A 19,898-nucleotide genomic window follows, 5' to 3' on the forward strand; every position below is an offset into this window, starting at 1 on the left:
TTCCCGGCCCGCACCCCTCCTCCGAGCGACGGAGGCCTGCGTCGCGCCGCAGCGCCGATGCTGCGACGTGGCGACCACTAGGGTGGAGCGCGCCGAGACGGGAAGGCTGAGATGACGGATCTGATCGACACCACCGAGATGTACCTGCGCACCATCCTCGAGCTCGAGGAGGAGAACATCATCCCGCTGCGCGCGCGCATCTCGGAGCGGCTCAGCCACTCCGGGCCGACCGTGTCGCAGACCGTCGGTCGCATGGAGCGCGACGGCCTCGTCGTCGTCTCGGGCGACCGCCACCTCGAGCTCACCTCCGACGGCCGCCGCAAGGCGATCCACGTCATGCGCAAGCACCGCCTCGCCGAGCGGCTCCTCCACGACGTCATCAAGCTCGACTGGGAGTTCGTGCACGAGGAGGCCTGCCGCTGGGAGCACGTGATGAGCGAGCAGGTCGAGCGCCGCCTTCTCGAGATGCTCGACCACCCGACGGAGTCGCCCTACGGCAACCCGATCCCGGGCCTGGACGAGCTCGGCGACACCCCCGCCTCCCGCTTCGCCGACGGCGTCATCAGCCTGCCGCGCTTCGTCGCCGGGTCGAGCGAGCCCCGCCGCGGCGTCGTCCGTCGCCTCGGCGAGCCGGCGCAGGTCGATCCGGAGCTCCTCCTCCAGCTCAAGCAGGCCGGGGTCGTGCCCGGTGCCGAGGGCGAGTTCTCGGCCCTCAACGGCTACGTGCTCGCGCGCATCGACGGAGCCGAGGCGGGCATCGAGCTGCCCAACGAGGTCGCGGCGCACATCTTCCTCGTCGTCTGACCCCCGCCTCCCTGGGAGTGGCCCGTACGGTCCCTTACCGCATCCGGTGACCGGAGGCGAACGGGAGAGCGGTCTCTTCCCGCCGAGAAGGTGACAAATCGGTAACGGTCGCTTACGCTCTGTGGAGCCCTGCGGCCGAGCCTCGGTCCCAGGGCGCGGGATCCGACGCCCCCACACCCGTCTCGGATCCTGTGCACACCGATGCTTCGTGCATGAGACGGGACAGCTGCCTGGGCTGAGGGGACGTCGGAGGATCTCCCCCTTGCCCCAGAACCCCCTCACCCCGAACGAGGACGCCGGCTCACCCGACCGGTTCCGCTCCAACCACCCCGACCGCTCCGGCGACGCGAACTTCGAGAACCGGCCCCCGGTCATCCGCGCCCGGATCCACGGGGACGCGCCCGTCTCCCGTCGCGCCGTTCCCGCAGCTCCTGCCCGCCGCGCGGACATCACCGACTTCGTGCCGTCGCCGGCCGGGACCCCGCGCAAGCGCCGGGGCCGTGTCGTCGGCAAGGTCGCGATGGTCGGCTTCGCCGGCGCGCTGGTCGCGACGATGGCGCTCCCCGCCTACGCCTTCACTCCGGGCAGCCAGGACGACGGCCTGTTCGCGGCGTCGCGAGCCGACCTCCTCCGCCAGGGCTCCGCGCAGACCGTCGCCGTCGACGGCGGAGTGGTGCAGGCCGCGATCGCCCGCGACGGCTTCTCGGCCGAGGCGGCGCCCCCGCCGCCCGCACCGGAGCCCGAGCCCGTCGTGGTGGCCGAGCCCGTCGTCGACACGAGCGACGTCGCGGAGGCGCGCGCCGAGACCGCCGAGGAGTTCAACTCCTACTCCGGCGCCTCGGCCAGCGAGATCGCGGCCGCCGCCCCGACCACCAGCTACAGCCTCTCGGCGGTGTTCGATACGGCGATGCAGTACCAGGGCGTGCCCTACGTCTTCGGTGGAGCCGACCCGAGCGGCTTCGACTGCTCCGGCTTCGTGATGTACGTCTTCGCCCAGTACGGCATCTCGATGCCGCACTCGGCTGCGGGCCAGGGCGCCATGGGCACCCCCGTCTCGCTCGCCGACGCGCAGCCCGGCGACCTCGTCATCATGGACGGCCACGACGGCTTCTACGCGGGCAACGGCAACATCCTGCACGCGCCGTACGAGGGCGCGAGCGTCCGCGTGCAGCCGCTGTGGACCTCCGACTACCGGATCGTGCGCATCAACGGCTGATCCGGTCGATCCGCTTGAGAGCCCGTCCCCTCCTGGAGGGGGCGGGCTCTCGTCGTCCCGCCGTGTGAACGCCGCGTGACGAATCCGGACCGACCCCTGGTGTTCCGGGCGTGAAGGGTTAACCTGAACCCCAGTCCGCTCGCGTGGCGAGCGGATCGATTCGTCGAGGGACGGAGTGCCGGGATGGCCGAGCGGAGCGGGCGCCACAGCGTGGGGCTGCGCTCGCGCGTGCGGCCGGCCGATTCGATGCGCGCGCGGGTCCTCACCGCTGCGGTGCACTCCTCCGACACACGGATACGACTCCACGTCATCGCGCGGCACTCCGCCGCGGCCTCGCAGGGCGCCGTCGTCACGACGGCGCCCTTGCTCGTGGTCGCGGCGCCTTCGCGCGACGGCGTGCGACAGCACGGAGGTCACTGATGCGCACTCTGGTTCTCAACGCCGGCTACGAGCCGCTCGCGGTGGTGTCGTTCAAGCGGGCCCTGGTCCTGCTGATGACGGAGAAGGCGACCGTGATCGCCGCGGACGAGGGCAATCCGGTGCACAGCGCGCACGGCGACCACGTGCGGCCCTCGGTGATCGTGCTGACCCGGTACGTGCGCATCCCGAGCGGCCGGAGTGTGCCGGTATCGCGCCGGGGCGTACTCCGCCGGGACAACCACCGCTGCGGATACTGCGGTCAGCACGCGGCGACGATCGACCACATCCAGCCCAAGTCGCGCGGGGGCCGGGACACGTGGGAGAACCTCGTCGCCTGCTGCCAGCGCTGCAACAACGTCAAGAGCGACCGCACCCCGCACGAGATGGGATGGCGTCTGCGCACCGTCCCCCGGATGCCGCGCGCCGGCTCCTGGCTCGTGCGCGGCGCGGAGCGGACGCAGCCCGACTGGGACGACTACCTGGCTCCCGCCGCCTGACGGGCCGCGGTCGCGCCGCTGGCGGCGTTGTCGTCGGGCGCGATACCGCCGGTATCGCTTCCTCCTCCGCCTTGCCAGCGACACGACCGCGACCCGTCAGTGGAGGGCGTGGTGCGCGACCCGGCGCTATTCGTTGTCGTTGCCGGTGCTCTGGCTGGCGTTGCCGGAGCGCTCGCCGGCCCAGGTCCAGTTCGCGACCTCGGGGATGTCCTCGCCGTGCTCGCGGGTGTAGGCGCGGGCGCGGATGCGGGCGTCCTGCATCTCCTGGCGGAGACCGGCGGCGCGGGCGCCGAGGCCGGGGGTCCGGTCGATGACGTCCATCACCAGCGAGTAACGGTCGAGGTCGTTGAGCATCACCATGTCGAAGGGAGTGGTGGTGGTGCCGTTCTCCTTGTACCCGCGCACGTGCAGGTTGCCGTGGCCGGTCCGCTTGTAGGTCAGGCGGTGGATCAGCCACGGATAGCCGTGGTACGCGAACACGATCGGGCGGTCGGGGGTGAAGACCGCATCGAACTCGCGGTCGGAGAGGCCGTGCGGGTGCTCCGACTCCGACATCAGACGCATCAGATCGACCACGTTGACCGTGCGGATCGCAAGGTCCGGCAGCGTCTCGCGGAGGATGCTCACCGCCGCGAGGGTCTCGAGGGTCGGCACGTCGCCCGCGCAGGCGAGCACGACGTCCGGGGACTCGCCCTGCCGCTCGCTGCTCGCCCACTCCAGGATGCCGAGGCCCCGCGTGCAGTGCGCGACCGCCTCCGCCATCGTGAGCCACTGGGGCGAGGGCTGCTTGCCGGCGACGACCACGTTGACGTAGTCCACGCTCCGGAGGCAGTGGTCGTAGGTCGAGAGGAGCGTGTTCGCGTCGAAGGGCAGGTAGACGCGCACGACCTCGGGCTTCTTGTTGACGACGTGGTCGATGAAGCCCGGGTCCTGGTGGCTGAAGCCGTTGTGGTCCTGGCGCCAGACGTGGCTCGAGAGCAGGTAGTTGAGGCTCGCGATCGGGCGGCGCCACTCGATGTCGCGGGTGCCGTCCAGCCACTTCGCGTGCTGGTTGAACATCGAGTCGATGATGTGGATGAACGCCTCGTAGCAGGTGAAGAGCCCGTGGCGGCCGGTGAGCAGGTAGCCCTCCAGCCACCCCTGGCACTGGTGCTCCGAGAGCACCTCCATGACCCGCCCGGCGCGAGCCAGGTGGTCGTCGAGGGGGCTGAGCTCGGCGTCCCACTGCTTGTCGGTGGCGGCGTAGACGGACTGCAACCGGTTGCTCGCGACCTCGTCCGGCCCGAAGAGGCGGAAGTTGGTCGGGTTGGCGCGGATGACGTCGGCGAGCCATTCGCCGAGCACCTTGGTCGCCTCCGCGACGGTGCCACCCGGCTGCTCCACGACGACCTCGTAGCGGCGGAAGTCGGGCAGGTCGAGAGTCTGCCGCAGCAGCCCGCCGTTCGCGTGCGGGGTCGCGCTCATCCGCAGCTCGCCCTCGGGGGCCAGCGAGCGGACGCGGTCGACCACGCCGCCCTCCTCGGTGAAGAGCTCCTCGGGCCGGTAGGAGCGGAGCCAGTCCTCGAGGAGCCGGGTGTGCGCCTCGGTGTCGCGGGCGTTGGGCAGCGGAACCTGGTGCGAGCGGTAGGTGCCCTCCACCTGGACGCCGTCGATCTCGGTCGGACAGGTCCAGCCCTTCGGGGTCTTCAGCACGATCATCGGCCAGGCCGGGCGTGAGAGGACGCCGGCGGCGGCGCGCTCCTTGATCGCCGCGATGCGGTCGAGCACCGTGTCCAGGACGTCGGCGAACCGCTCGTGCACGCGCATCGGGTCCTCGCCGTCGAAGCCGCCCTCGACGAGGAACGGCTCGTGGCCGTACCCGCGGAGGAGGCTGTCGAGCTCCTCCTGCGGGATGCGGGCGAGGACGGTCGGGTTCGCGATCTTCCAGCCGTTGAGGTGCAGGATCGGCAGGACAACGCCGTCGGTGAGCGGGTTCACGAACTTGTTGGAGTGCCAGCTGGTGGCGAGCGGGCCGGTCTCGGCCTCGCCGTCGCCGACGACCGCCGCGACCAGGAGGTCCGGGTTGTCGAAGGCCGCTCCGTACGCGTGGCTCAGCGCGTACCCGAGCTCTCCGCCCTCGTGGATGCTGCCCGGAGTCTCGGGGGCGGCGTGGCTGGGGATGCCCCCGGGGAAGCTGAACTGGCGGAAGAGGCGGCGCAGCCCCTCCTCCGACTCGTCGATGTGGGAGTAGATCTCGCTGTAGGTGCCGTCGAGGTAGGCGTTGGCGACCATGCCCGGTCCGCCGTGGCCGGGACCGGTGATGTAGAGGGTCGGCTGGCGGCGCTCGCGGATCGCGCGGTTCAGGTGCGCGTAGATCAGGTTGAGGCCGGGGGTCGTGCCCCAGTGGCCGAGCAGGCGGGGCTTGATGTCCTCCCGGCTCAACGGGGTCTTCAGGAGCGGGTTCGCGAGCAGGTAGATCTGTCCGACCGCGAGGTAGTTCGCGGCGCGCCACCAGGCGTCGACCGTGTCGAGAGTGTCCTGGGTCAGCTCGGCGTCGGCGGGTCGCGCGATCCAGCTGTGCTCGGGGACGGGCAGGAGGGACGGAGCGGGGGAGTCGGCCATGTGCCCACGCTGGCATCCGGACGCCCGGGGCGGAAGGGCCTTGCAGGCCCGGTTCCGGAGGGGGTCAGCCGCGCGGCGTCGCCCGGCGGAGGACCAGCGAGCCGACCGCCGTCAGGAGCGCGGCGGGGACGAGGAGCAGAGCGGCGGCTCCGGCGGTGCCCGCGCTCTCGAGGACGTCCACCACGACCGGCCGGCCCCCGGCGAGAGCGACGACGACGACCACCGCGAGTGCCACCGCTCCGAGGGCGAGGAGGAAGGCCGTCACTCCGCGCTCCCGCCAGCGGAGGAAGACCGCGCCCGCTGCTCCGCCGAGGGCGAAGGCGGCGAGGAGCGAGCAGAGCAGGACGACGAAGCGCTCGTGCCACGGACCGTCGAGGGGGGAGGCGAGGAAGAGCGCGCCACCCAGCCACCAGCCCCCGGTCGCCTCCTCGAGCACCCCGAGGGCCACGACGATCGCGGACCAGAGCACGGACAGTGCCGCGAAGGCGAGGGCGCTGCCGAGGACGTGGTCGCGCCGGGTCGCTCCGTAGCTCAGCGCCAGCCCGAAGGTGGCGGTCGTGGCCTGGATGGAGCCGATGAAGAGGAAGACGACGATCAGCATCCCCGGCCCCACGAGCAGGATGCCCGAGTCGCCGCCGCCCCGCTCGGCCCCGATCCCGCGGAGGACGACTCACCAGATCACGAGGTTGCCGGCGAGGACGGCGAGCAGGACGAGCAGCGGCCAGCCGAGGACCGTCCCGGGGTGGGCGAGGTGGAGCCTCAGGACGGAGAGGATCCTCCGCGGGGAGGCGGAGCGGCGGGCGGGGGCGGTCATGGTCGGTCCTCTCGGATCGGTGGCGGTGGTGTCAGCTGCTGCGCGGGGTGGCGCGGCGGAGGATCGCCCAGCCCGCGACTCCGGCGATCGCGGTCGGGATGAGCGAGAGGGCGTAGCCGCCCGCGTATCCGACGCTGCCGAAGAAGGAGCCGACGGCGGGCCAGTTCTCGGTGAGCGTGAGGAGGGTGATCACGGCCAGCAGGAGGGCGCCGAGGATCCCGAAGAAGAGCAGCATCCCGCGCTGGCGCCAGCGCACGTAGACCGCCGCCGTCGCCGCTCCGATGAAGAAGAAGAAGAGCAGGGCGCAGAGCACCGCGACAGCCTGCTCGCCCACGGAGTCCCCGCCGAAGTAGATCGAGCGGAAGAAGCTGCCGCCGAAGCCCCAGCCGTCGGTCGCCCGCTCCACGATCCCGAGGACCACGAAGACGCCGGTGTAGAAGACCGAGAGGGCGACGAAGGTGAGGGCCGTGCCGAGGGAGAAGTCGCGGCGGGTGGCGCCGTAGCCGAGGGCGAGGCCGAAGGTGACGTTCACCGACTGGACGGCCACGACCATCATGTAGACGAAGAGGAAGAAGGACGCGCCGGAGTAGGTCATCCCCTCCTGCGCCTCGAGGCGCTCGCCGGAGTCGAGCCCGCGGAGGATCAGCCACCAGACGACCAGGTTGCCCGCCAGGATGACGGCCGTGATGATCAGCGGCGTATAGAGGATGGTGGCGGGGTTCGCGAAGTGCAGGCGGACGATGCTGCCGAGGCGGCCGGCGGCGGTGTCGTGGCGCGCGGGGGCGCCGGTGAGGGCGGTCATTCCGAGGCCTTCCCGGTGGTGAGCTGGACGACGAGCTGCTGGAGGGGGACGGACTCGAGTTCGAGCCCGTGGCGGGCGGCGGAGGCGCGGCCGGCGTCGTCGAGCCGGGGGAGCGTGGCCGAGGCGCGGCTGCCGAGAGCGGAGCGGGCGATGACCTCGCGGCCGGCGGTGAACGACTCGACGGCCTGCCGGGGTCCGATGACCGTCGCCGCGGCACCCCGCAGCTCCTCCGCGTCGCTGTCCACGACGAGGCGGCCCTGGTCGATGACGAGGACGTGCTCGAGCAGGCTGCTGACCTCGTCGATGAGGTGGGTGGAGAGGACGACCGTGCGCGGGTGCTCGGCGAAGTCCTGGAGGAGGCGGTCGTAGAACAGCTGCCGGGCGACGGCGTCCAGCCCCAGGTACGGCTCGTCGAAGAACGTGAGCGGGGCGCGGGAGGCGAGACCGACGATCACTCCGATCGCCGAGAGCTGTCCGCGGGAGAGCTTCTTGATCTTGCGGTCGACCGGGAGGCGGAAGTCCTCGACGAGCTCGCGGGCGAACGCCTCGTCCCAGCCGTCGAAGAACCAGGGAGCGCTGCGCAGGACGTGCTTCACCTTGAAGTCGTCGGGGTACTTCTGGCTCTCCTTGATGAAGCAGGTGCGGGAGAGGACGGCGGCGTTCTCCACAGGCGACTGCCCGAAGACGCGGATCTCGCCCGAGCTGGCGAACTCCTGGCCGGTGAGCAGCGACATCAGTGTCGTCTTGCCCGCGCCGTTGCGGCCGAGGAGGCCGTGGATGCGGTTCTCCTCCAGCGCGAAGCCGATGCCGTCGACGGCGCGCATGCGTCCGTAGTTCTTGGTGAGGTCGTGGACCTCGATGACCGCGCTCATCGCGATCCCCCTTCTGTGATCATGTCGGCGAGCTGCTCGGTGCTGAGGCCGAGCTTGGCGGCCTCGGCGAGCAGCGGAGCGACGAACTGGTCGCGGAACTGCGTGCGGCGCTTCTCGACCAGCCGGTCGCGCGCCCCCTCGGCGACGAACATGCCGATCCCCCTCTTCTTGTAGAGCACCCCGTCGTCGACGAGTAGGTTCACGCCCTTGCCGGCGGTGGCCGGGTTGATGCGGTGGAACGCGGCGAACTCGTTGGTCGACGGGACCTGCGACTCCTCCGGCAGCGCGCCGTCGATGATGTCGTTCTCGATCTGCTCGGCGATCTGCAGGAAGAGCGGGCGGGAGTCGTCCACGCGGGCTCCTTCGGTGCTGGGTTGGGTGGTTAGTTGGTGTTGTAACTAACCATGGAGGCGGGAGGCCTTCGTGTCAAGAGGGGTGTGCCGCGCAGTCGCCGCGACGAGGGCCGTGGCGTGCTTCGCTGGCGTTGTGGTGCGGCCTTGTCGTCGCTTCGCGGGGGGCGGGGCACGGCGGGTACACTGGCTCGGCCAGCCTCTGTAGCTCAATGGAAGAGCGACTCCGTCCTAAGGAGCAGGTTGGGGGTTCGAGTCCCTCCAGGGGCACCACGATCCGCGATCGGGATCAGTCCATCGGAAGACCGCGCCGTCGCTCCGTCTGACGCCACGGTCTGCCGCCCGCCCAGCACTCCGAGCTGTGCTGGTCGAGGCGACGACGGTCCGAGCCCTCGATGGTCCTGCCCGGGTGGGGACTCCTCGGCGGCAGGGACGCACGACCGAGGAGCTCCTTCGCGGGTTCTCGGCCGTCCTCGTCCTGAGCCTCTCCATCCAGCGGGACACGTTCGCGGACAGACGGCGCGCGGGTTTCAGTGCGCTGCTCGCGATAGCCGGTCGCATGGCGGCCATCCGCAGGCGGTGGCCGGCGGAATCCGAGACCCCCTTCTCGGCGGGATGTGGCGGGCCGTCCTCCGCCCGCGGTACGTGCGCGAGCTCCTCGATCAGGCGGAGAGCACGGATGCGCTCTCGGAGCGACGCCCAAGGCTCCGAGCGCTCACGGCCTTCTGAGGGCGTCTCGCGGGCCTTCGCTCAGGCGGCGCCGCCATGATCGAGGCTGGTACTCGACGGAAGGTTCTCTGTGAGCATGTTCAAGCGCGTTCTCGGCATGGCGTCGAAGGCGCTCGATTCGAAGAGCGGCTCGGGGTCGTCCTCGAGCGGGACGACCGATTGGCGCGACCTCGTGCGCACCGCCGCCGACAAGGTGACAGGCGACTCGCGGAGCGGGCAGGCCCAGCCGCCTCAGCAGTACGGCTCACCGCGGCGACCCTCCGCGCGCCCGCAGGACGCCCGGCCCGGGCAGCAGCCGGTGGTCACGCAGGAGGACCGCGCAGCGATCGCGCGCTACGACTACCTCCTCCGCACCGCCGACCCCGAGCAGCTCGAGCAGGTGCACCGCGACGCGTTCGCGAAGCTGACGCCGGCGCAGCGCACCCAGGTCGAGGCGCGGCTCCGCGACGAGCTGCCCGCGAACGAGCAGCCGCGGTCGTCCGCACCCGAGGACCTGGCGCGCGCGGCGACGCGCGGCGAGGCGCACGACCCGGGGTTCCTCAAGAAGATGTTCTCGAAGCCGGGGACCCGCGGCGCCCTCGCGGGTGCCGGCGTCGGAGCGGCGGCGGGCATCGGGCTCGGCGCGGCGGGCGGACTGCTCGCGGCGGTCGCGGGCGGCGCCGTGATCAGCAGCGTCGCCGGTCCGCTGCTCGCGCAGGCGTCCGGCCTCGGCGTGGACTTCGAGAACCTCGCCGGCGGGTTCGGCGATCTGGGCGACTTCGGTGACATCACGGGCGGCGCGGGAGAGTTCGTCTCCGGTGCGGGTGAGCACGTGTCCGGGCTGGGGGAGCAGGTGTCGGAGTTCGGCTCCGACTTCCAGCTGCCGGGGCTCGGCGACCTCGGGAACCTCTTCGACCGCTAGACGGACGGGACCGGAGCGCGCCTGCGGAGGAGCGGCGACGCGATCGCGAGTGCCGCGCCGACGACGAGCAGCACGGCCCCCACGATCGCGACGGCGGTCGTCGACCAGTCGGGGAGGTCGACCACCGTCGTGCCGTCGAGCAGCGTCCATTCGCAGGCCGCGCCCAGCGGCCACCACGACCAGAAGCCGCGGACGAGCTCTCCCGCTTCGGGCGGGACACCGCCGAGGCTGACGCTGCAGACGTAGTCGAAGCCCTGACGGTCGATGTTCGCGTACTGCAGAGGCACGAGTGCGAGCGCGGCCAGGCCGGCGACGGCGAGGACGAGGCCGGCGATCAGGGCGAGACGGGCGGCCGTGAGGCGCTTCTTCACCGGTGTCGAGGCGGGGGCGGGCGGCGTCTCGGTCATCATCCGATGGTGTCATGAGCGCGGAAGGGCCGGGCGGGGGTGCGCAACTACGGCTGAGACGCGTGCATCGGTCTGATTCAGCGCTTCGCGAGAAAGTCAGCATCCGGTGCGCAAGAGTCGCCGGTGTGCTGGCGCGATCGGATGCCGTCACCAGCGTCCGCCGACCGCCCGCAGCGCGACGGCCAGCATCCCGGCCAGCGCCACCAGGACGGTCGCGATGACGAAGATCCCGGACGAGTAGCCCTCGACCATCAGCGGCAGCACTGCTCCGAGGACGGTCCCGACCTGCGTCACGGCCGTGTATGCGCTGGCGCCCGCGCCGACTCCGCCCCTGCTCGTTCGACCGAGCAGGACCAGGCCGGTGCTCTGAAAGCCGACGCCCACTACGGCGTAGAGCACCTGGGCCAGCAGCAGCACCGGATAGGTGGTCGCGAGGAGCAGGAGCGAGAACGATCCGACCCCGAAGAGGGCGATCACGACGAGGGTGACGGCGCTGCCGCGGGCCGCGCTGAGCCGACCGAGCAGAGGCAGCGCGGCCAACTCCAGTAGAGCCGATATCAGGAACAAAGGAGGCACCTCGGCAGGGCGGAGCCCGGACGAGACAGCGAACAGCGGCAGATAGATCCCCCGAAGGGTGTCGGCCGACTTGAGAAGCGCCACGAGGACAAGCGCAGTGAAGAACGCTCCGCTTCTCGCTCGAGGCGTTCCGACTTCTCCGCCATCGTGCTCGCGCGGGAACGCGCGTCCAGCGAATGGTCTGCAGGTCGCACCGATCATCGTGATGCCGCCGAACACGGAGGCGATCAAGAGAGGATCGAGCCCGAGCGCGGACACGGCCGAGTAGATGACGAGGCCGAGGATGTATCCGCCGACCGTCATCAGCCGAAGACGCGTGACCGCGGCGACCTGTTCGTCGTCACTCAGCTGCGCGGCGACGCGGCCGAAGATCTGCGGGACGATCGTGCTGACGAGGAGCAGGAGAAAGCCGCTCAGCATGACGAGCACGAATGTACCTGCGGTCGCGCGGAGTGCAAGGAGGGCGACCGGGACGGCTGCGCAGGTCAGGACCAATGCGCTGCGCGGGTACCCGTGATGGCGAACTGTAGGGACGAGCAGGGTGTTGTAGACGATGGCGGCGGCCGCGTTGACGAGAAAGAACACGGCGATCTCGCCCTTTGAGTGACCGGCCGAGTCGAGGGAGACGGGAACGGCTACGCTCGTGAGGCCTCCGATGGTCGCGTTGCTCAGCAGGGTCAGGGCGACGGATTGTGGGACGCGAGCGCCAGACAGTGGTTCCTCCTTAGTCGCTGACCGGTCTAGTTGGCGCGGGCGGAGGAAGGTGGATCCTCGATGTCGCCCGGGTCGTTGCGATCCGAAACTGATGCGCGCCACTGAATATCTCTCACCTAAAAGCCGTCCGACCCTATCCCCGCTGATTGAAATGTCGCGGCGAGACCGCGCCCCAGCAACAGGTCCTTCCCGCACCTCCGGGCCGTGGCCAGAAGATGCTCACCCCACACTGCAGCCAGGGGCGCCATCGCATCGCTCAGGTACACCATGTCGAATTCGCGTTTGGCGAAACCGCATCGGATCCCGATCGCGTTGAGATTGACCGGTCGCCGTGCAGTCGACCAGCCGCTCGGATGTTCGGACGCAATGGGAAAACCCGGCCCGAGCGCGACGACGGACCGTGAATGAGCTACTTCAAACATCAGTCCGACGAAAAGCATCGATGTGTCGTTCGGATGCTGACGAAGGATCTGCAGGTCAGCTCGGCTGTTCGTTGAATCTCGAGCCCACCTCGCGACGCGCTCCCACTCGGGCTGCTCCAATTGCGCCAGGGGCCTGTTGCAGATGAAGAACTCGATTTCCATATCGACACATCGATCGGCCCACTGTTCCAGGTTAGCTCGATTGCTTCTTGCTTGTTCGGCTGTATTTTCGGAGATGCTCGGCAGTTCTACGCCCCACGCGTCCTCTATCCAGTGAAGAGAAAGGCCCATCCGGCATAGCCTGTAGCCGAACTCCACATCTTCGACTCCATAAGTTGAGAAGCGCTCGTCGAAACCGCCCGCGGAGAAGAAATCCGATCGCGCCACTGCAATGTTCCGTCCCCAGTAGAAACGCCAGGGGACCGCCAGCGGAACCCGCCGGACATCGACATCCAACCACTTGTCCGATCTGTAATCAGCGTAGCCGGGCCGCGTAGCCATCTCCATGCGTCTTGTGCGCCAGTCCGGGCCGCTGACAAGAGAACGGAATGCATGGGCATCTTCGCCAGAGAAGTCCCAGCCGTAGGTCGGCCCTGCTGTACTGCGTTTACCGACTTCCACGTTCGCCGCATGGGACTGAATCAGGTTCTCGCCCGCGAGAGTGCCGCAATCGAGGAAGATCAGTGTTCTGCCCCGAGATGCTCGCGCGCCGAGATTCCTTACCGCGCTCAGGCGGAACCCGTCGTCTCGTTGGCGAGTGTATGAGATGTCAATCGCGTGTTCGAAGGCCTTGACGACCGCAACGGTATCGCTCGAAGAGCCGTCGTCTGCGACGATGACCTCATAGGTGAACGACGCCTCTTGTTGCGCTAATGTCGTCAGAGTTCTTCTCAACTCGTCAGGGCGGTCATAGGTCGGAACGACGACTGAAACCTCCGGAGAAACACCGTCTGCTTTCTGCGGGAAGATCAACGGTCCTGACATGCCTTCATCCTTTCTCGCGTACCTGGAGGCATCGCAGAGCCGGCCCTCATTGTACGTTGCGGACTGCACTCCGCGATGTCGCGGTAAAGGAGTGATCGCTTCACGTCAGTTCGCTTGTGACTTCGCAATTCGATGTGCGAGACCGTAGCAGGCTGTGCCCTTCGGCGACCAGAGTGTGGCGCGCGTGGCACCCCTCGGGTCGTGAACACCGTGCGCACGCGCAGACGTGGCGCCAAGGCTCGCCCGCTGTCCAGCTCTCACAGAGCCAGGCGCGGCGAGTGTCATTTCGTGCCAGTCGTCGGCGTGGATGGCTGTGGGATATATGTTCATCATCACATCGAACCGACGAAGACCCACACGAAGAGGTGCGGAGTGGTTTATCTCGATTCTGCGGCCACGTCTTTTCCCAAGGAGCATCATGTAGTGGACGCCATGAAATCCTATGCTTAACGTGGAACAAGCCCAGGCAGGTCGGGGCACCGGCTATCCGCTTGGGCTGAGGGCCAAGTCTGGGCAGCTCGTGAGTCGCTAGCAGATCTGGTCAAATGCATCGATCCGGAGCGGGTGACCTTCTCGCTGAATGCAACGATGTCTCTCAATGCGGTTGTGCACCACCTGGGCTCGATCGGGGGCCGCGTCCTGACGTCCGCTTTCGAACACAATTCAGTGGTTCGGCCACTTCATGCAGCGGCGCAGGAGGGTTCGGTCAGGCATGAGATCATTCCGCCCTCGACCAGCGGACCGTTCGATCTCGATCGACTGCAGGAGCAACTGCTTGCCGGCGGAGTCGCCGGGGTCATTGTCACCTGGGCCTCCAACGTCTCCGGTTCAGTGCTTCCGATCCGTGAAATCTCTGAAATCTGCAGAGAGGCCGGTGTTTTCATCGCCGTGGATGGGGCGCAGGCGCTTGGGTACCTTGATGTCGACGCGGGTCTTGCGGACGTGCTGGTGTTCGCTGGGCACAAGGGTTTGGGGGGACCTTTGGGTGTTGGTGGCGCTGTTGTCGGAGAAGGTGTCCGGTTGTCGCCTTTCGTCACCGGCGGATCGGGTGGACGTTCTGAAAGTCGGGATCATCCCTGCTGGCTGCCCTGGTCGCAAGAGGCGGGAACACAGAATGGGATCGGAATCGCCGGGTTAGGCGCGGCTCTGAGGCTGTTGGACGGGGCCGAGATCGCCAGAAGGCGGCGTCGAGCAACCGATTTGCGAGAACGATTCGTTACTGGTCTCAGTGGTGGTGGCGCGGTCACCCTCATCGAATCGCCCAGCGCCGAAGAACCTGTCGGAGTGGTGTCGTTCCGGATGAACCGTGTGACCCCGAGTGTTGCTGCTTCGCTCCTCGAAGAACGCTTCGACATTCTCGTTCGCGCCGGACTGCATTGCTCTCCTCTGGCCCACGAGACTCTCGGCACAGGCGATGGCGGGACTGTCCGGGTGAGTTTCGGGCCGAGAACTACGACAAATGAGGTCGATCTAGCACTTGCCGCAGTCCAGTCCATCTCATCGAGTTCGAGCGAAAGGAAATGATGAAGAATGTCGGTCACCTGGGACCCCGAATGCGTCTTCTGCAGGTCGAATCCGCGTCGAGTGTGGGAGGAAGACGGACTCGCGGTCTGTTCTGATCCAGCTCCCCTTCGGCAGGGTCACCTCCTCATCTACACAACCGAGCACTATCCATCGGCCGCAGACATGGATGCGCAGGCGGCAGAGCGGCTCGACGCATTGGAGGCCGACCTCGGTAAGCGCATCTGTGCAGAGTTCGGGGACTACGTTCTGTTCGAGCACGGGCGTACCGGTCACTGTCTTCGAAGTCGTCCTGGAGAGCGCCTCTGTCATCACATGCACGTCCACATGATCCCCGGCGCCCTAGACCTGCGGAGCTATGCAGGAATAGCGCAAGAGATCGAGATCTCATCATGGCGAGACGTCCTAGCCCTTGGTAGCGATGTCGATGGCTACGTTGTCATCGGCAATGCGCACGAAAAGGTCGTCGCGCCATTGACGCGCTCTCTTCCTCCGCATCACCTGCGTACGGTGATCGCGCGAGCGAACGCAACTCCAGATCTCGCCGACTGGGAACTCGCTCTCGCGGGAGAAGAGGTGGGCCTGGTCGCCGCTGCATCGCATTCGACTGTCGTCGCGCTCGTTGAGAATTTTCGGTTTGCGAGGGCGACATGAAGCGCCCCGTTGTACTGCATGTCTCGTGGGGAAGGGGGAACGGCCACGTCACGCGCCTGGTAGCCATAGGTCGGGCTTTTCACTCCGCGGGTTGGGACTGTGTTCTACTCGGTCGGCAGAATGCGGTGCACGATCGATTGGTCTCGAAGGCGGGAATCTTCACGACAGCCTATTACCGCGAAGGTGTCGCAGACATCGACCCATGGGCAGAATGGGGAGATCCTGGCGTGTTCGATAAAGCAGTCGTTGCTGACGTCGCTGTGCTCCAGCGGTTCAGGCCGGACCGGGTGATCAACGATAACCGATTGTCGATGATCGTAGCTTGCGCTTCGCTCTCCATCCCGATCGTCACGCTATGCCAAGACAATCAGCTCGTCGGCTACCGCTATCAGGGCGAGGGAGTGTCCGAGATCTGGACCGGACCGCTCATGGCGGTCAACGAGGCTCTTGGGCGGCGAGGGCTTCCCCTGGTCGATCGAGATGTTCGAGAACTGTTCGAACGCGGGCTGACCGCAATACCGAGTGCGCCGAGTCTTGACGTAATGGAGAGCCGCGTCGGTATGAGAGAAGTGGTTTTCACTGGCGTTCTCGGACCGGTCAAAGCGGGTCTGCATGGATCCGGGTTGCAGTTCTATCGGACGGTAGGAGGAATCGACTCGGAGTTCCTGCACGCTTTCGAGAACTGGGAAGGAGAAATCTATGTGGCGACCGGAGACCAGGCGTCAGCGGATTCGTATCGACATGTCCCGGACGCCATCCACGTCGCGGCTCTCTGGGATCTCGAAGAAGTGTTTCCGGAGCTGGCTGCCGTCGTGCATCACGGAGGACATGGAATCGCGACGACGTGCGTGGCATCAGGGGTGCCAGCCGTCATTCTTCCAGGTCACAATCCGGAGAGGCGTTCGAACGGGTATCGGGTGGAGTTGTCGGGGTGGGGGAAGGTGCTCGGTCCACTTTCAGCGGAGGGTACTCGATGGGGCCCGGCCGTCGATGTGACCGGAGACCGTCCTCCGTGGAGCGATGTCCGTGGTGCAGTCGACGCTCTCCGGGCCCCCGACGTCGACGCGGGCGGGTCCGTCGCGTCAGCATCAGAGCTCGTCCGGCTGCTGACATGACGAGGGAGAAGCTCGTCCGAGACGGTGTACCGGCACTGCTTTGGGGTCTCGGTGTCGACGCGCGCTTCAGATCCGTCGATGCCGGCGAGCGGCGGGCCTGGCTCCTGGCGAAGCTGAAGGAGGAATGCGACGAGGTCCTGGCTGCCCCGTCCGTCGAAGAGCTGGCGGACGTCGCGGAAGTCCTGCATGCGCTCGCGTCGGAGCTCGGAGTGGCCTGGAGCGAGGTCGAAGCGGTGCGCGAGAGGAAAGGAGCGGACCGCGGAGTGTTCGACGCCGGAGTCGTGATGCGACTCTCCGAGTAGCACTCTGCTCGCGCGGCGGCGTCGTACCCTCGTCTGCATGGGGTTCGTCTTCTCGCTGCTGATCATCGTCCTGACCGTGCTCGCGCTGGTCGACGTCGTACGGCAGCCGGACAACATCATCAAGAACCTGCCCAAGATCGTGTGGATCCTGCTGATCTTCTTCCTCCCGCTCATCGGCGTCTCGCTGTGGTTCCTGCTCGGGCACGACTGGAAGCGCGGCGACGGCGGATCCTTCGTGCCGGGCGGCCGAGTGCCCCGCCGCCGGAAGCAGGCGCCGCCGCCGATGGTGGTGCGGCCCGCTCCGAAGAGCACCGAGGAGCAGCTCGCCGACCTCGAGCGCGAGGAGGCGCACTACGCGCGGCTCGCCGAGGAGCAGCGTCGCCGCCGCGAGGGTGAGCGGCCGCTCGACGCGTGAGCGGCCGCTCCGGAGGCCGCTACTTCGAGAAGTTCGACGCCGCCCACTGGATCGAGGCGATCTTCGCCTGACCCGCGACGCTCGGGTGGAAGTAGTCGGTGGTCCCGATCAGGCCCTTGGTGACGGGGGTCGCGGTGAGCGCTCCGCCGTCCCAGTCGCAGAGCTGACCGGCGGCGCTGCACGCCGTCTGCAGCGCGGTGTTGTACTGCGTCGTCCGCGTCTTCGCGGCAGCGGCGGAGGCGGCAGCGGCGGTGCTGCTGAGCCTGCGGCCGGTGGAGCTGACGCCGCGCGTGGTCCGGCAGAGGTCGCCGCCCGCCCAGACGAGCGCGCCGACTCCGGTCTTCACGACCGACCACTCGGAGGCCACGTTCGGCATCGACGAGAGGACGATGCGGGCGGAGGGCCACGTGGTGCGGATCTTCGTGATCGCGGCGGAGGCTCCGGTGCGGAACGTGCTCGCCGGGGTCATCGTGTAGCCGTCGGAGGCGACGCGGTTGTCGGGCGAGCAGAGGTCGTTGCCGCCGATGAGCAGGGTGACGACGTCCGGCCGCACGCCGGCGGCGACCGCGGCGTCGATCCGCGAGGGGACCTGCGCGACGACGTCGCCGGTGGTGGCGAAGTTCGCGGTCGTGACGGTGGTGCCGGGGAGCGCGGTCCGCAAGCGGGAGGCGAAGGAGTTCACGGAGGAGCTGGTGCCGGTGGACCAGTTGTTGCGGGGGCAGTCCGCGAAGGAGCCGCAGGTCCCGTAGGCCTGGGTGATGGAGTCGCCGAGGCTCAGCACCGAGAGGGTGGCGGGAGTGGCGGCGGCGGCGGCCTGCGCCGGGAGCAGCGCGGCGGCGAGGGCGAGCGCGGCTCCGACGGCGAGGGCGCGGACGCGGCGGCTCGGGGTCGGCGGGCGGGAGAGGGAGAGGCTCATGGGGGACCGTTCTCGAGGGGGAGGACGGTGGGGGAGCCGTCGGTGCTGACGCTAGGGGAGCGGCGCCCCGGATGACCCCGAACGGGTGACCCCAGAACGGGCCGGATGTGCGCGACGGCAGCGGATCCGGTCGTCCGGCGGGCGGAACCGTCTGGAAGGCGAGCGTCCTCTCAGCCGCCTGCCACCGGCACGATCCGCAGCCGGCTCATCGCCCAGACCAGCGCCCCCGACGCGAGGAACGCGACCGCGATCCCGACGACGAACACCGACACCTGCCCGTACCCGGTCGCGGGATCCAGGAACGGATAGGGCACCCAGCCGTCCGTCGCTCCGCGGATCAGCACCACGACGAGCCAGACGATCGGGTAGACCACGACCAGCCAGAGCCTCCGCCACGGCAGCGGAGGGCGATCCGCGAGCAGCAGCCAGTCGAGCAGTCCGTAGACGGGGAACAGCACGTGCATGACGGTGTTGGCCCACGGCAGCGCCACTCCGCCCGCCACATCGGTGAGGAGGGTGTTGTAGACGAGGCCGACGATGATGATGTACCCGGTGAAGGCACCCCTCACCAGCACGAGCCCGCCGGGCGCGGGACGGCGGCGGAGCGCGAGCACGGCGGTGGCTCCGAGCACGACGGCCAGCACGATGTTGCTCTGGATGGTGAAGAAGCCGAAGAAGTTGAACGGGTTCAGCGGCGTCTGAGAGGCGGTGTCGACGGCCGTCGCGATCACGGCGACGAGCACGGCGGCGGCCACGAGGAGGCGGAGGAGCGCGACCGGCACGCGGGCCGACTCCGCCCGGGGGGAGGGAGCGGGCGGCGTCATCGCTCGAGCGTAGCGCCGGAGCGCCTACCCTGTCCCCGTGCTCACGATCGGTGTCGACCTCGCTGCGGAGCCGGTTCGCACCGCTCTCGCCGCCCTCGAGTTCTCCGGCGGCCGAGCCGTGGTTCGCTCGCTCGTACTCGGCGCCGAGGACGCGACGATCGTCGATGCGTCACGGGACGCGGCGGTCATCGGGATCGACTGCGCGTTCGGCTGGCCGGTGGAGTTCGCGGCGTTCGTCTCCGCGCACACGCGACGGGAGGTCTCGCCGCGGACGCTCGCGGGACGCGACTGGCGCCGCCGCCTCGCGTACCGCGAGGCGGACCGGGTGGCGCGCGAGGTCACCGGCCGCTGGCCGCTCAGCGTCTCGACCGACCGGCTCGGGATGACCGCGATGCGCTGCGCGGAGCTGCTCGACGCCTTCGCCGCGAGCGGAGAGGACGTCGACCGCTCCGGGCGCGGACGGCTCGTCGAGGCGTACCCGGCGGCGGCGCTGCGGCTCTGGGGAGTGGACACCACGGGGTACAAGACGCGACCGGAGGCCGTGGCGCTCGCCGCGGAGTCGCTGCGACGGGCCGCGCCCTGGCTCGATGTGCCGGCGCCCGCGCTCGCGCTGATGAGCCGCTCCGACGACGCGTTCGACGCCGTCGTCGCCGCTCTCAACGCCCGCGCCCACGCCCTGGGCGCGACCCTGCCGGTGCCTCCCGAACTGCAGGAGGCGGCGGAGGCCGAGGGGTGGATCGCGGTCCCGACCGGATCGCTCGCGGAGCTCGCGGGCTGATCCGGCCGTCTCGACGGGTGTGCGCTCAGGCCGGGATCTTCGCCCCCAGCAGGCCGGCGGCGACCTCGGCGGCCCGCTCGGCCTCCTCGACGGTCGAGAAGGGTCCGGTGGGGACGAGGGAGGGCGCGGTGGTCAGTCGGGCGTCGATCTCGAGTCGGAACCGGGGCAGCTCCGCCCCGGGAACGACGACGATCCTGACTCCGTTCCGGCTCCATCGCGCGGGTTGGATAGAAGAAATCTGTGTCATGGTGCTCTCCGCTTTCG

At 68.8% G+C, this 19,898-nt stretch carries 21 protein-coding genes, 1 tRNA gene and 1 pseudogene; 11 read left to right on the forward strand and 12 right to left on the reverse strand.

Going from position 1 to position 19,898, the window contains the following annotated elements:
- The first annotated feature begins 111 nt into the window (after positions 1 to 111).
- The 3 genes from C5C37_RS06535 to C5C37_RS06550 all read left to right on the forward strand — a co-directional run bounded on the left by C5C37_RS06535 (position 112) and on the right by C5C37_RS06550 (position 2,937).
- A complete protein-coding gene (locus C5C37_RS06535) occupies positions 112 to 804 on the forward strand; it encodes a metal-dependent transcriptional regulator (protein WP_104224606.1) in 693 nt (230 codons plus the stop codon).
- A 262-nt stretch (positions 805 to 1,066) separates the two neighbouring features.
- The gene (locus tag C5C37_RS17830) at positions 1,067 to 2,020 is read left to right on the forward strand and encodes a C40 family peptidase (protein WP_258063262.1); all 954 of its coding nucleotides are present in this window, start codon (positions 1,067 to 1,069) and stop codon (positions 2,018 to 2,020) included.
- Positions 2,021 to 2,439: 419 nt separating this feature from the next.
- Positions 2,440 to 2,937 (forward strand): HNH endonuclease, encoded by a 498-nt coding sequence (locus C5C37_RS06550; RefSeq protein ID WP_104224608.1) that lies wholly within the window; start codon positions 2,440 to 2,442, stop codon positions 2,935 to 2,937.
- A gap of 126 nt (positions 2,938 to 3,063) precedes the next feature.
- Here the strand turns inward: C5C37_RS06550 and C5C37_RS06555 are convergent, their stop codons facing one another.
- The 6 genes from C5C37_RS06555 to C5C37_RS06575 form a co-directional block, all read right to left on the reverse strand.
- Complete coding sequence (locus C5C37_RS06555; RefSeq protein ID WP_104338678.1) at positions 3,064 to 5,538, reverse strand: phosphoketolase; 2,475 nt, start codon at positions 5,536 to 5,538, stop codon at positions 3,064 to 3,066.
- 64 nt (positions 5,539 to 5,602) lie between these two features.
- On the reverse strand, positions 5,603 to 6,139 hold the full coding sequence (locus tag C5C37_RS06560; protein WP_104338679.1) for a hypothetical protein: 537 nt from the start codon (positions 6,137 to 6,139) through the stop codon (positions 5,603 to 5,605).
- Positions 6,140 to 6,208: 69 nt separating this feature from the next.
- Positions 6,209 to 6,352, reverse strand: coding sequence for a hypothetical protein (locus tag C5C37_RS17435; protein ID WP_181127383.1), 144 nt, complete (start codon positions 6,350 to 6,352; stop codon positions 6,209 to 6,211).
- Positions 6,353 to 6,383: 31 nt separating this feature from the next.
- On the reverse strand, positions 6,384 to 7,154 hold the full coding sequence (locus C5C37_RS06565) for an ABC transporter permease (RefSeq protein ID WP_104233881.1): 771 nt from the start codon (positions 7,152 to 7,154) through the stop codon (positions 6,384 to 6,386).
- Entirely contained in the window at positions 7,151 to 8,026 is an 876-nt protein-coding gene (locus C5C37_RS06570; protein ID WP_104261710.1) for an ABC transporter ATP-binding protein, read from the reverse strand. The genes C5C37_RS06565 and C5C37_RS06570 overlap by 4 nt, the downstream gene beginning before the upstream one ends.
- Entirely contained in the window at positions 8,023 to 8,379 is a 357-nt protein-coding gene (locus tag C5C37_RS06575) for a GntR family transcriptional regulator (RefSeq protein ID WP_104224613.1), read from the reverse strand. Before C5C37_RS06575 ends, C5C37_RS06570 begins: the two co-directional genes overlap by 4 nt.
- Before the next feature lie 195 nt (positions 8,380 to 8,574).
- Between C5C37_RS06575 and C5C37_RS06580 the strand changes: the two genes are divergently transcribed.
- Together C5C37_RS06580 and C5C37_RS06585 are read left to right on the forward strand one after the other, a co-directional pair.
- Positions 8,575 to 8,649, forward strand: a tRNA-Arg gene (locus C5C37_RS06580).
- 532 nt (positions 8,650 to 9,181) lie between these two features.
- Positions 9,182 to 10,006 (forward strand): hypothetical protein, encoded by an 825-nt coding sequence (locus C5C37_RS06585; RefSeq protein ID WP_258066310.1) that lies wholly within the window; start codon positions 9,182 to 9,184, stop codon positions 10,004 to 10,006.
- Here the strand turns inward: C5C37_RS06585 and C5C37_RS06590 are convergent.
- The 3 genes from C5C37_RS06590 to C5C37_RS06600 all read right to left on the reverse strand — a co-directional run bounded on the left by C5C37_RS06590 (position 10,003) and on the right by C5C37_RS06600 (position 13,109).
- Positions 10,003 to 10,413 (reverse strand): hypothetical protein, encoded by a 411-nt coding sequence (locus C5C37_RS06590; protein WP_146085190.1) that lies wholly within the window; start codon positions 10,411 to 10,413, stop codon positions 10,003 to 10,005. The genes C5C37_RS06585 and C5C37_RS06590 overlap by 4 nt on opposite strands.
- A gap of 147 nt (positions 10,414 to 10,560) precedes the next feature.
- The gene (locus C5C37_RS06595) at positions 10,561 to 11,805 is read right to left on the reverse strand and encodes a hypothetical protein (RefSeq protein ID WP_146085191.1); all 1,245 of its coding nucleotides are present in this window, start codon (positions 11,803 to 11,805) and stop codon (positions 10,561 to 10,563) included.
- A 14-nt stretch (positions 11,806 to 11,819) separates the two neighbouring features.
- Complete coding sequence (locus C5C37_RS06600) at positions 11,820 to 13,109, reverse strand: glycosyltransferase (protein WP_104338680.1); 1,290 nt, start codon at positions 13,107 to 13,109, stop codon at positions 11,820 to 11,822.
- 474 nt (positions 13,110 to 13,583) lie between these two features.
- Between C5C37_RS06600 and C5C37_RS06605 the strand changes: the two are divergent.
- The 5 genes and pseudogenes from C5C37_RS06605 to C5C37_RS06625 all read left to right on the forward strand — a co-directional run.
- Positions 13,584 to 14,633 (forward strand): annotated as a pseudogene (locus tag C5C37_RS06605) (aminotransferase class V-fold PLP-dependent enzyme); the annotation flags it as partial.
- A gap of 6 nt (positions 14,634 to 14,639) precedes the next feature.
- A complete protein-coding gene (locus tag C5C37_RS17110; protein WP_146085192.1) occupies positions 14,640 to 15,284 on the forward strand; it encodes a hypothetical protein in 645 nt (214 codons plus the stop codon).
- Between the two features lie 125 nt (positions 15,285 to 15,409).
- Positions 15,410 to 16,399, forward strand: coding sequence for a glycosyltransferase (locus tag C5C37_RS17115; protein WP_146085193.1), 990 nt, complete (start codon positions 15,410 to 15,412; stop codon positions 16,397 to 16,399).
- Positions 16,396 to 16,701: a nucleoside triphosphate pyrophosphohydrolase gene (locus C5C37_RS06620; protein WP_104226465.1), complete on the forward strand. Its 306-nt coding sequence runs from the start codon at positions 16,396 to 16,398 to the stop codon at positions 16,699 to 16,701. The genes C5C37_RS17115 and C5C37_RS06620 overlap by 4 nt, the downstream gene beginning before the upstream one ends.
- A gap of 37 nt (positions 16,702 to 16,738) precedes the next feature.
- The gene (locus tag C5C37_RS06625) at positions 16,739 to 17,116 is read left to right on the forward strand and encodes a PLD nuclease N-terminal domain-containing protein (RefSeq protein WP_104224622.1); all 378 of its coding nucleotides are present in this window, start codon (positions 16,739 to 16,741) and stop codon (positions 17,114 to 17,116) included.
- 19 nt (positions 17,117 to 17,135) lie between these two features.
- Here the strand turns inward: C5C37_RS06625 and C5C37_RS06630 are convergent, their stop codons facing one another.
- Complete coding sequence (locus C5C37_RS06630; protein WP_104246724.1) at positions 17,136 to 18,032, reverse strand: GDSL-type esterase/lipase family protein; 897 nt, start codon at positions 18,030 to 18,032, stop codon at positions 17,136 to 17,138.
- Positions 18,033 to 18,202: 170 nt separating this feature from the next.
- A complete protein-coding gene (locus tag C5C37_RS06635; RefSeq protein ID WP_104338682.1) occupies positions 18,203 to 18,856 on the reverse strand; it encodes a Pr6Pr family membrane protein in 654 nt (217 codons plus the stop codon).
- A gap of 37 nt (positions 18,857 to 18,893) precedes the next feature.
- Here C5C37_RS06635 and C5C37_RS06640 point away from each other — a divergent pair, with 37 nt between their 5' ends.
- Complete coding sequence (locus tag C5C37_RS06640; protein ID WP_104338683.1) at positions 18,894 to 19,634, forward strand: DUF429 domain-containing protein; 741 nt, start codon at positions 18,894 to 18,896, stop codon at positions 19,632 to 19,634.
- Between the two features lie 25 nt (positions 19,635 to 19,659).
- Here the strand turns inward: C5C37_RS06640 and C5C37_RS06645 are convergent, their stop codons facing one another.
- Positions 19,660 to 19,881, reverse strand: a complete 222-nt coding sequence (locus C5C37_RS06645) for a hypothetical protein (RefSeq protein ID WP_146076606.1) — start codon at positions 19,879 to 19,881, stop codon at positions 19,660 to 19,662.
- Positions 19,882 to 19,898 lie beyond the last annotated feature (17 nt).

It is taken from the genome of Rathayibacter sp. AY1F9, assembly GCF_002932155.1.
GTDB lineage: Bacteria > Actinomycetota > Actinomycetes > Actinomycetales > Microbacteriaceae > Rathayibacter.

Excerpts from the sequence above, each read along its gene's own strand:
- C5C37_RS06590 (WP_146085190.1), bottom strand. The coding sequence starts at position 10,413 with ATGACCGAGACGCCGCCCGCCCCCGCCTCGACACCGGTGAAGAAGCGC.
- C5C37_RS06625 (WP_104224622.1), top strand. The coding sequence starts at position 16,739 with ATGGGGTTCGTCTTCTCGCTGCTGATCATCGTCCTGACCGTGCTCGCG.
- C5C37_RS06620 (WP_104226465.1), top strand. The coding sequence starts at position 16,396 with ATGACGAGGGAGAAGCTCGTCCGAGACGGTGTACCGGCACTGCTTTGG.
- C5C37_RS06570 (WP_104261710.1), bottom strand. The coding sequence starts at position 8,026 with ATGAGCGCGGTCATCGAGGTCCACGACCTCACCAAGAACTACGGACGC.
- C5C37_RS06550 (WP_104224608.1), top strand. The coding sequence starts at position 2,440 with ATGCGCACTCTGGTTCTCAACGCCGGCTACGAGCCGCTCGCGGTGGTG.
- C5C37_RS06565 (WP_104233881.1), bottom strand. The coding sequence starts at position 7,154 with ATGACCGCCCTCACCGGCGCCCCCGCGCGCCACGACACCGCCGCCGGC.
- C5C37_RS06635 (WP_104338682.1), bottom strand. The coding sequence starts at position 18,856 with ATGACGCCGCCCGCTCCCTCCCCCCGGGCGGAGTCGGCCCGCGTGCCG.
- C5C37_RS06585 (WP_258066310.1), top strand. The coding sequence starts at position 9,182 with ATGTTCAAGCGCGTTCTCGGCATGGCGTCGAAGGCGCTCGATTCGAAG.
- C5C37_RS06645 (WP_146076606.1), bottom strand. The coding sequence starts at position 19,881 with ATGACACAGATTTCTTCTATCCAACCCGCGCGATGGAGCCGGAACGGA.
- C5C37_RS06555 (WP_104338678.1), bottom strand. The coding sequence starts at position 5,538 with ATGGCCGACTCCCCCGCTCCGTCCCTCCTGCCCGTCCCCGAGCACAGC.
- C5C37_RS06600 (WP_104338680.1), bottom strand. The coding sequence starts at position 13,109 with ATGTCAGGACCGTTGATCTTCCCGCAGAAAGCAGACGGTGTTTCTCCG.
- C5C37_RS06535 (WP_104224606.1), top strand. The coding sequence starts at position 112 with ATGACGGATCTGATCGACACCACCGAGATGTACCTGCGCACCATCCTC.
- C5C37_RS06560 (WP_104338679.1), bottom strand. The coding sequence starts at position 6,139 with ATGCTGATCGTCGTCTTCCTCTTCATCGGCTCCATCCAGGCCACGACC.
- C5C37_RS17435 (WP_181127383.1), bottom strand. The coding sequence starts at position 6,352 with ATGACCGCCCCCGCCCGCCGCTCCGCCTCCCCGCGGAGGATCCTCTCC.
- C5C37_RS17110 (WP_146085192.1), top strand. The coding sequence starts at position 14,640 with ATGTCGGTCACCTGGGACCCCGAATGCGTCTTCTGCAGGTCGAATCCG.
- C5C37_RS06630 (WP_104246724.1), bottom strand. The coding sequence starts at position 18,032 with ATGAGCCTCTCCCTCTCCCGCCCGCCGACCCCGAGCCGCCGCGTCCGC.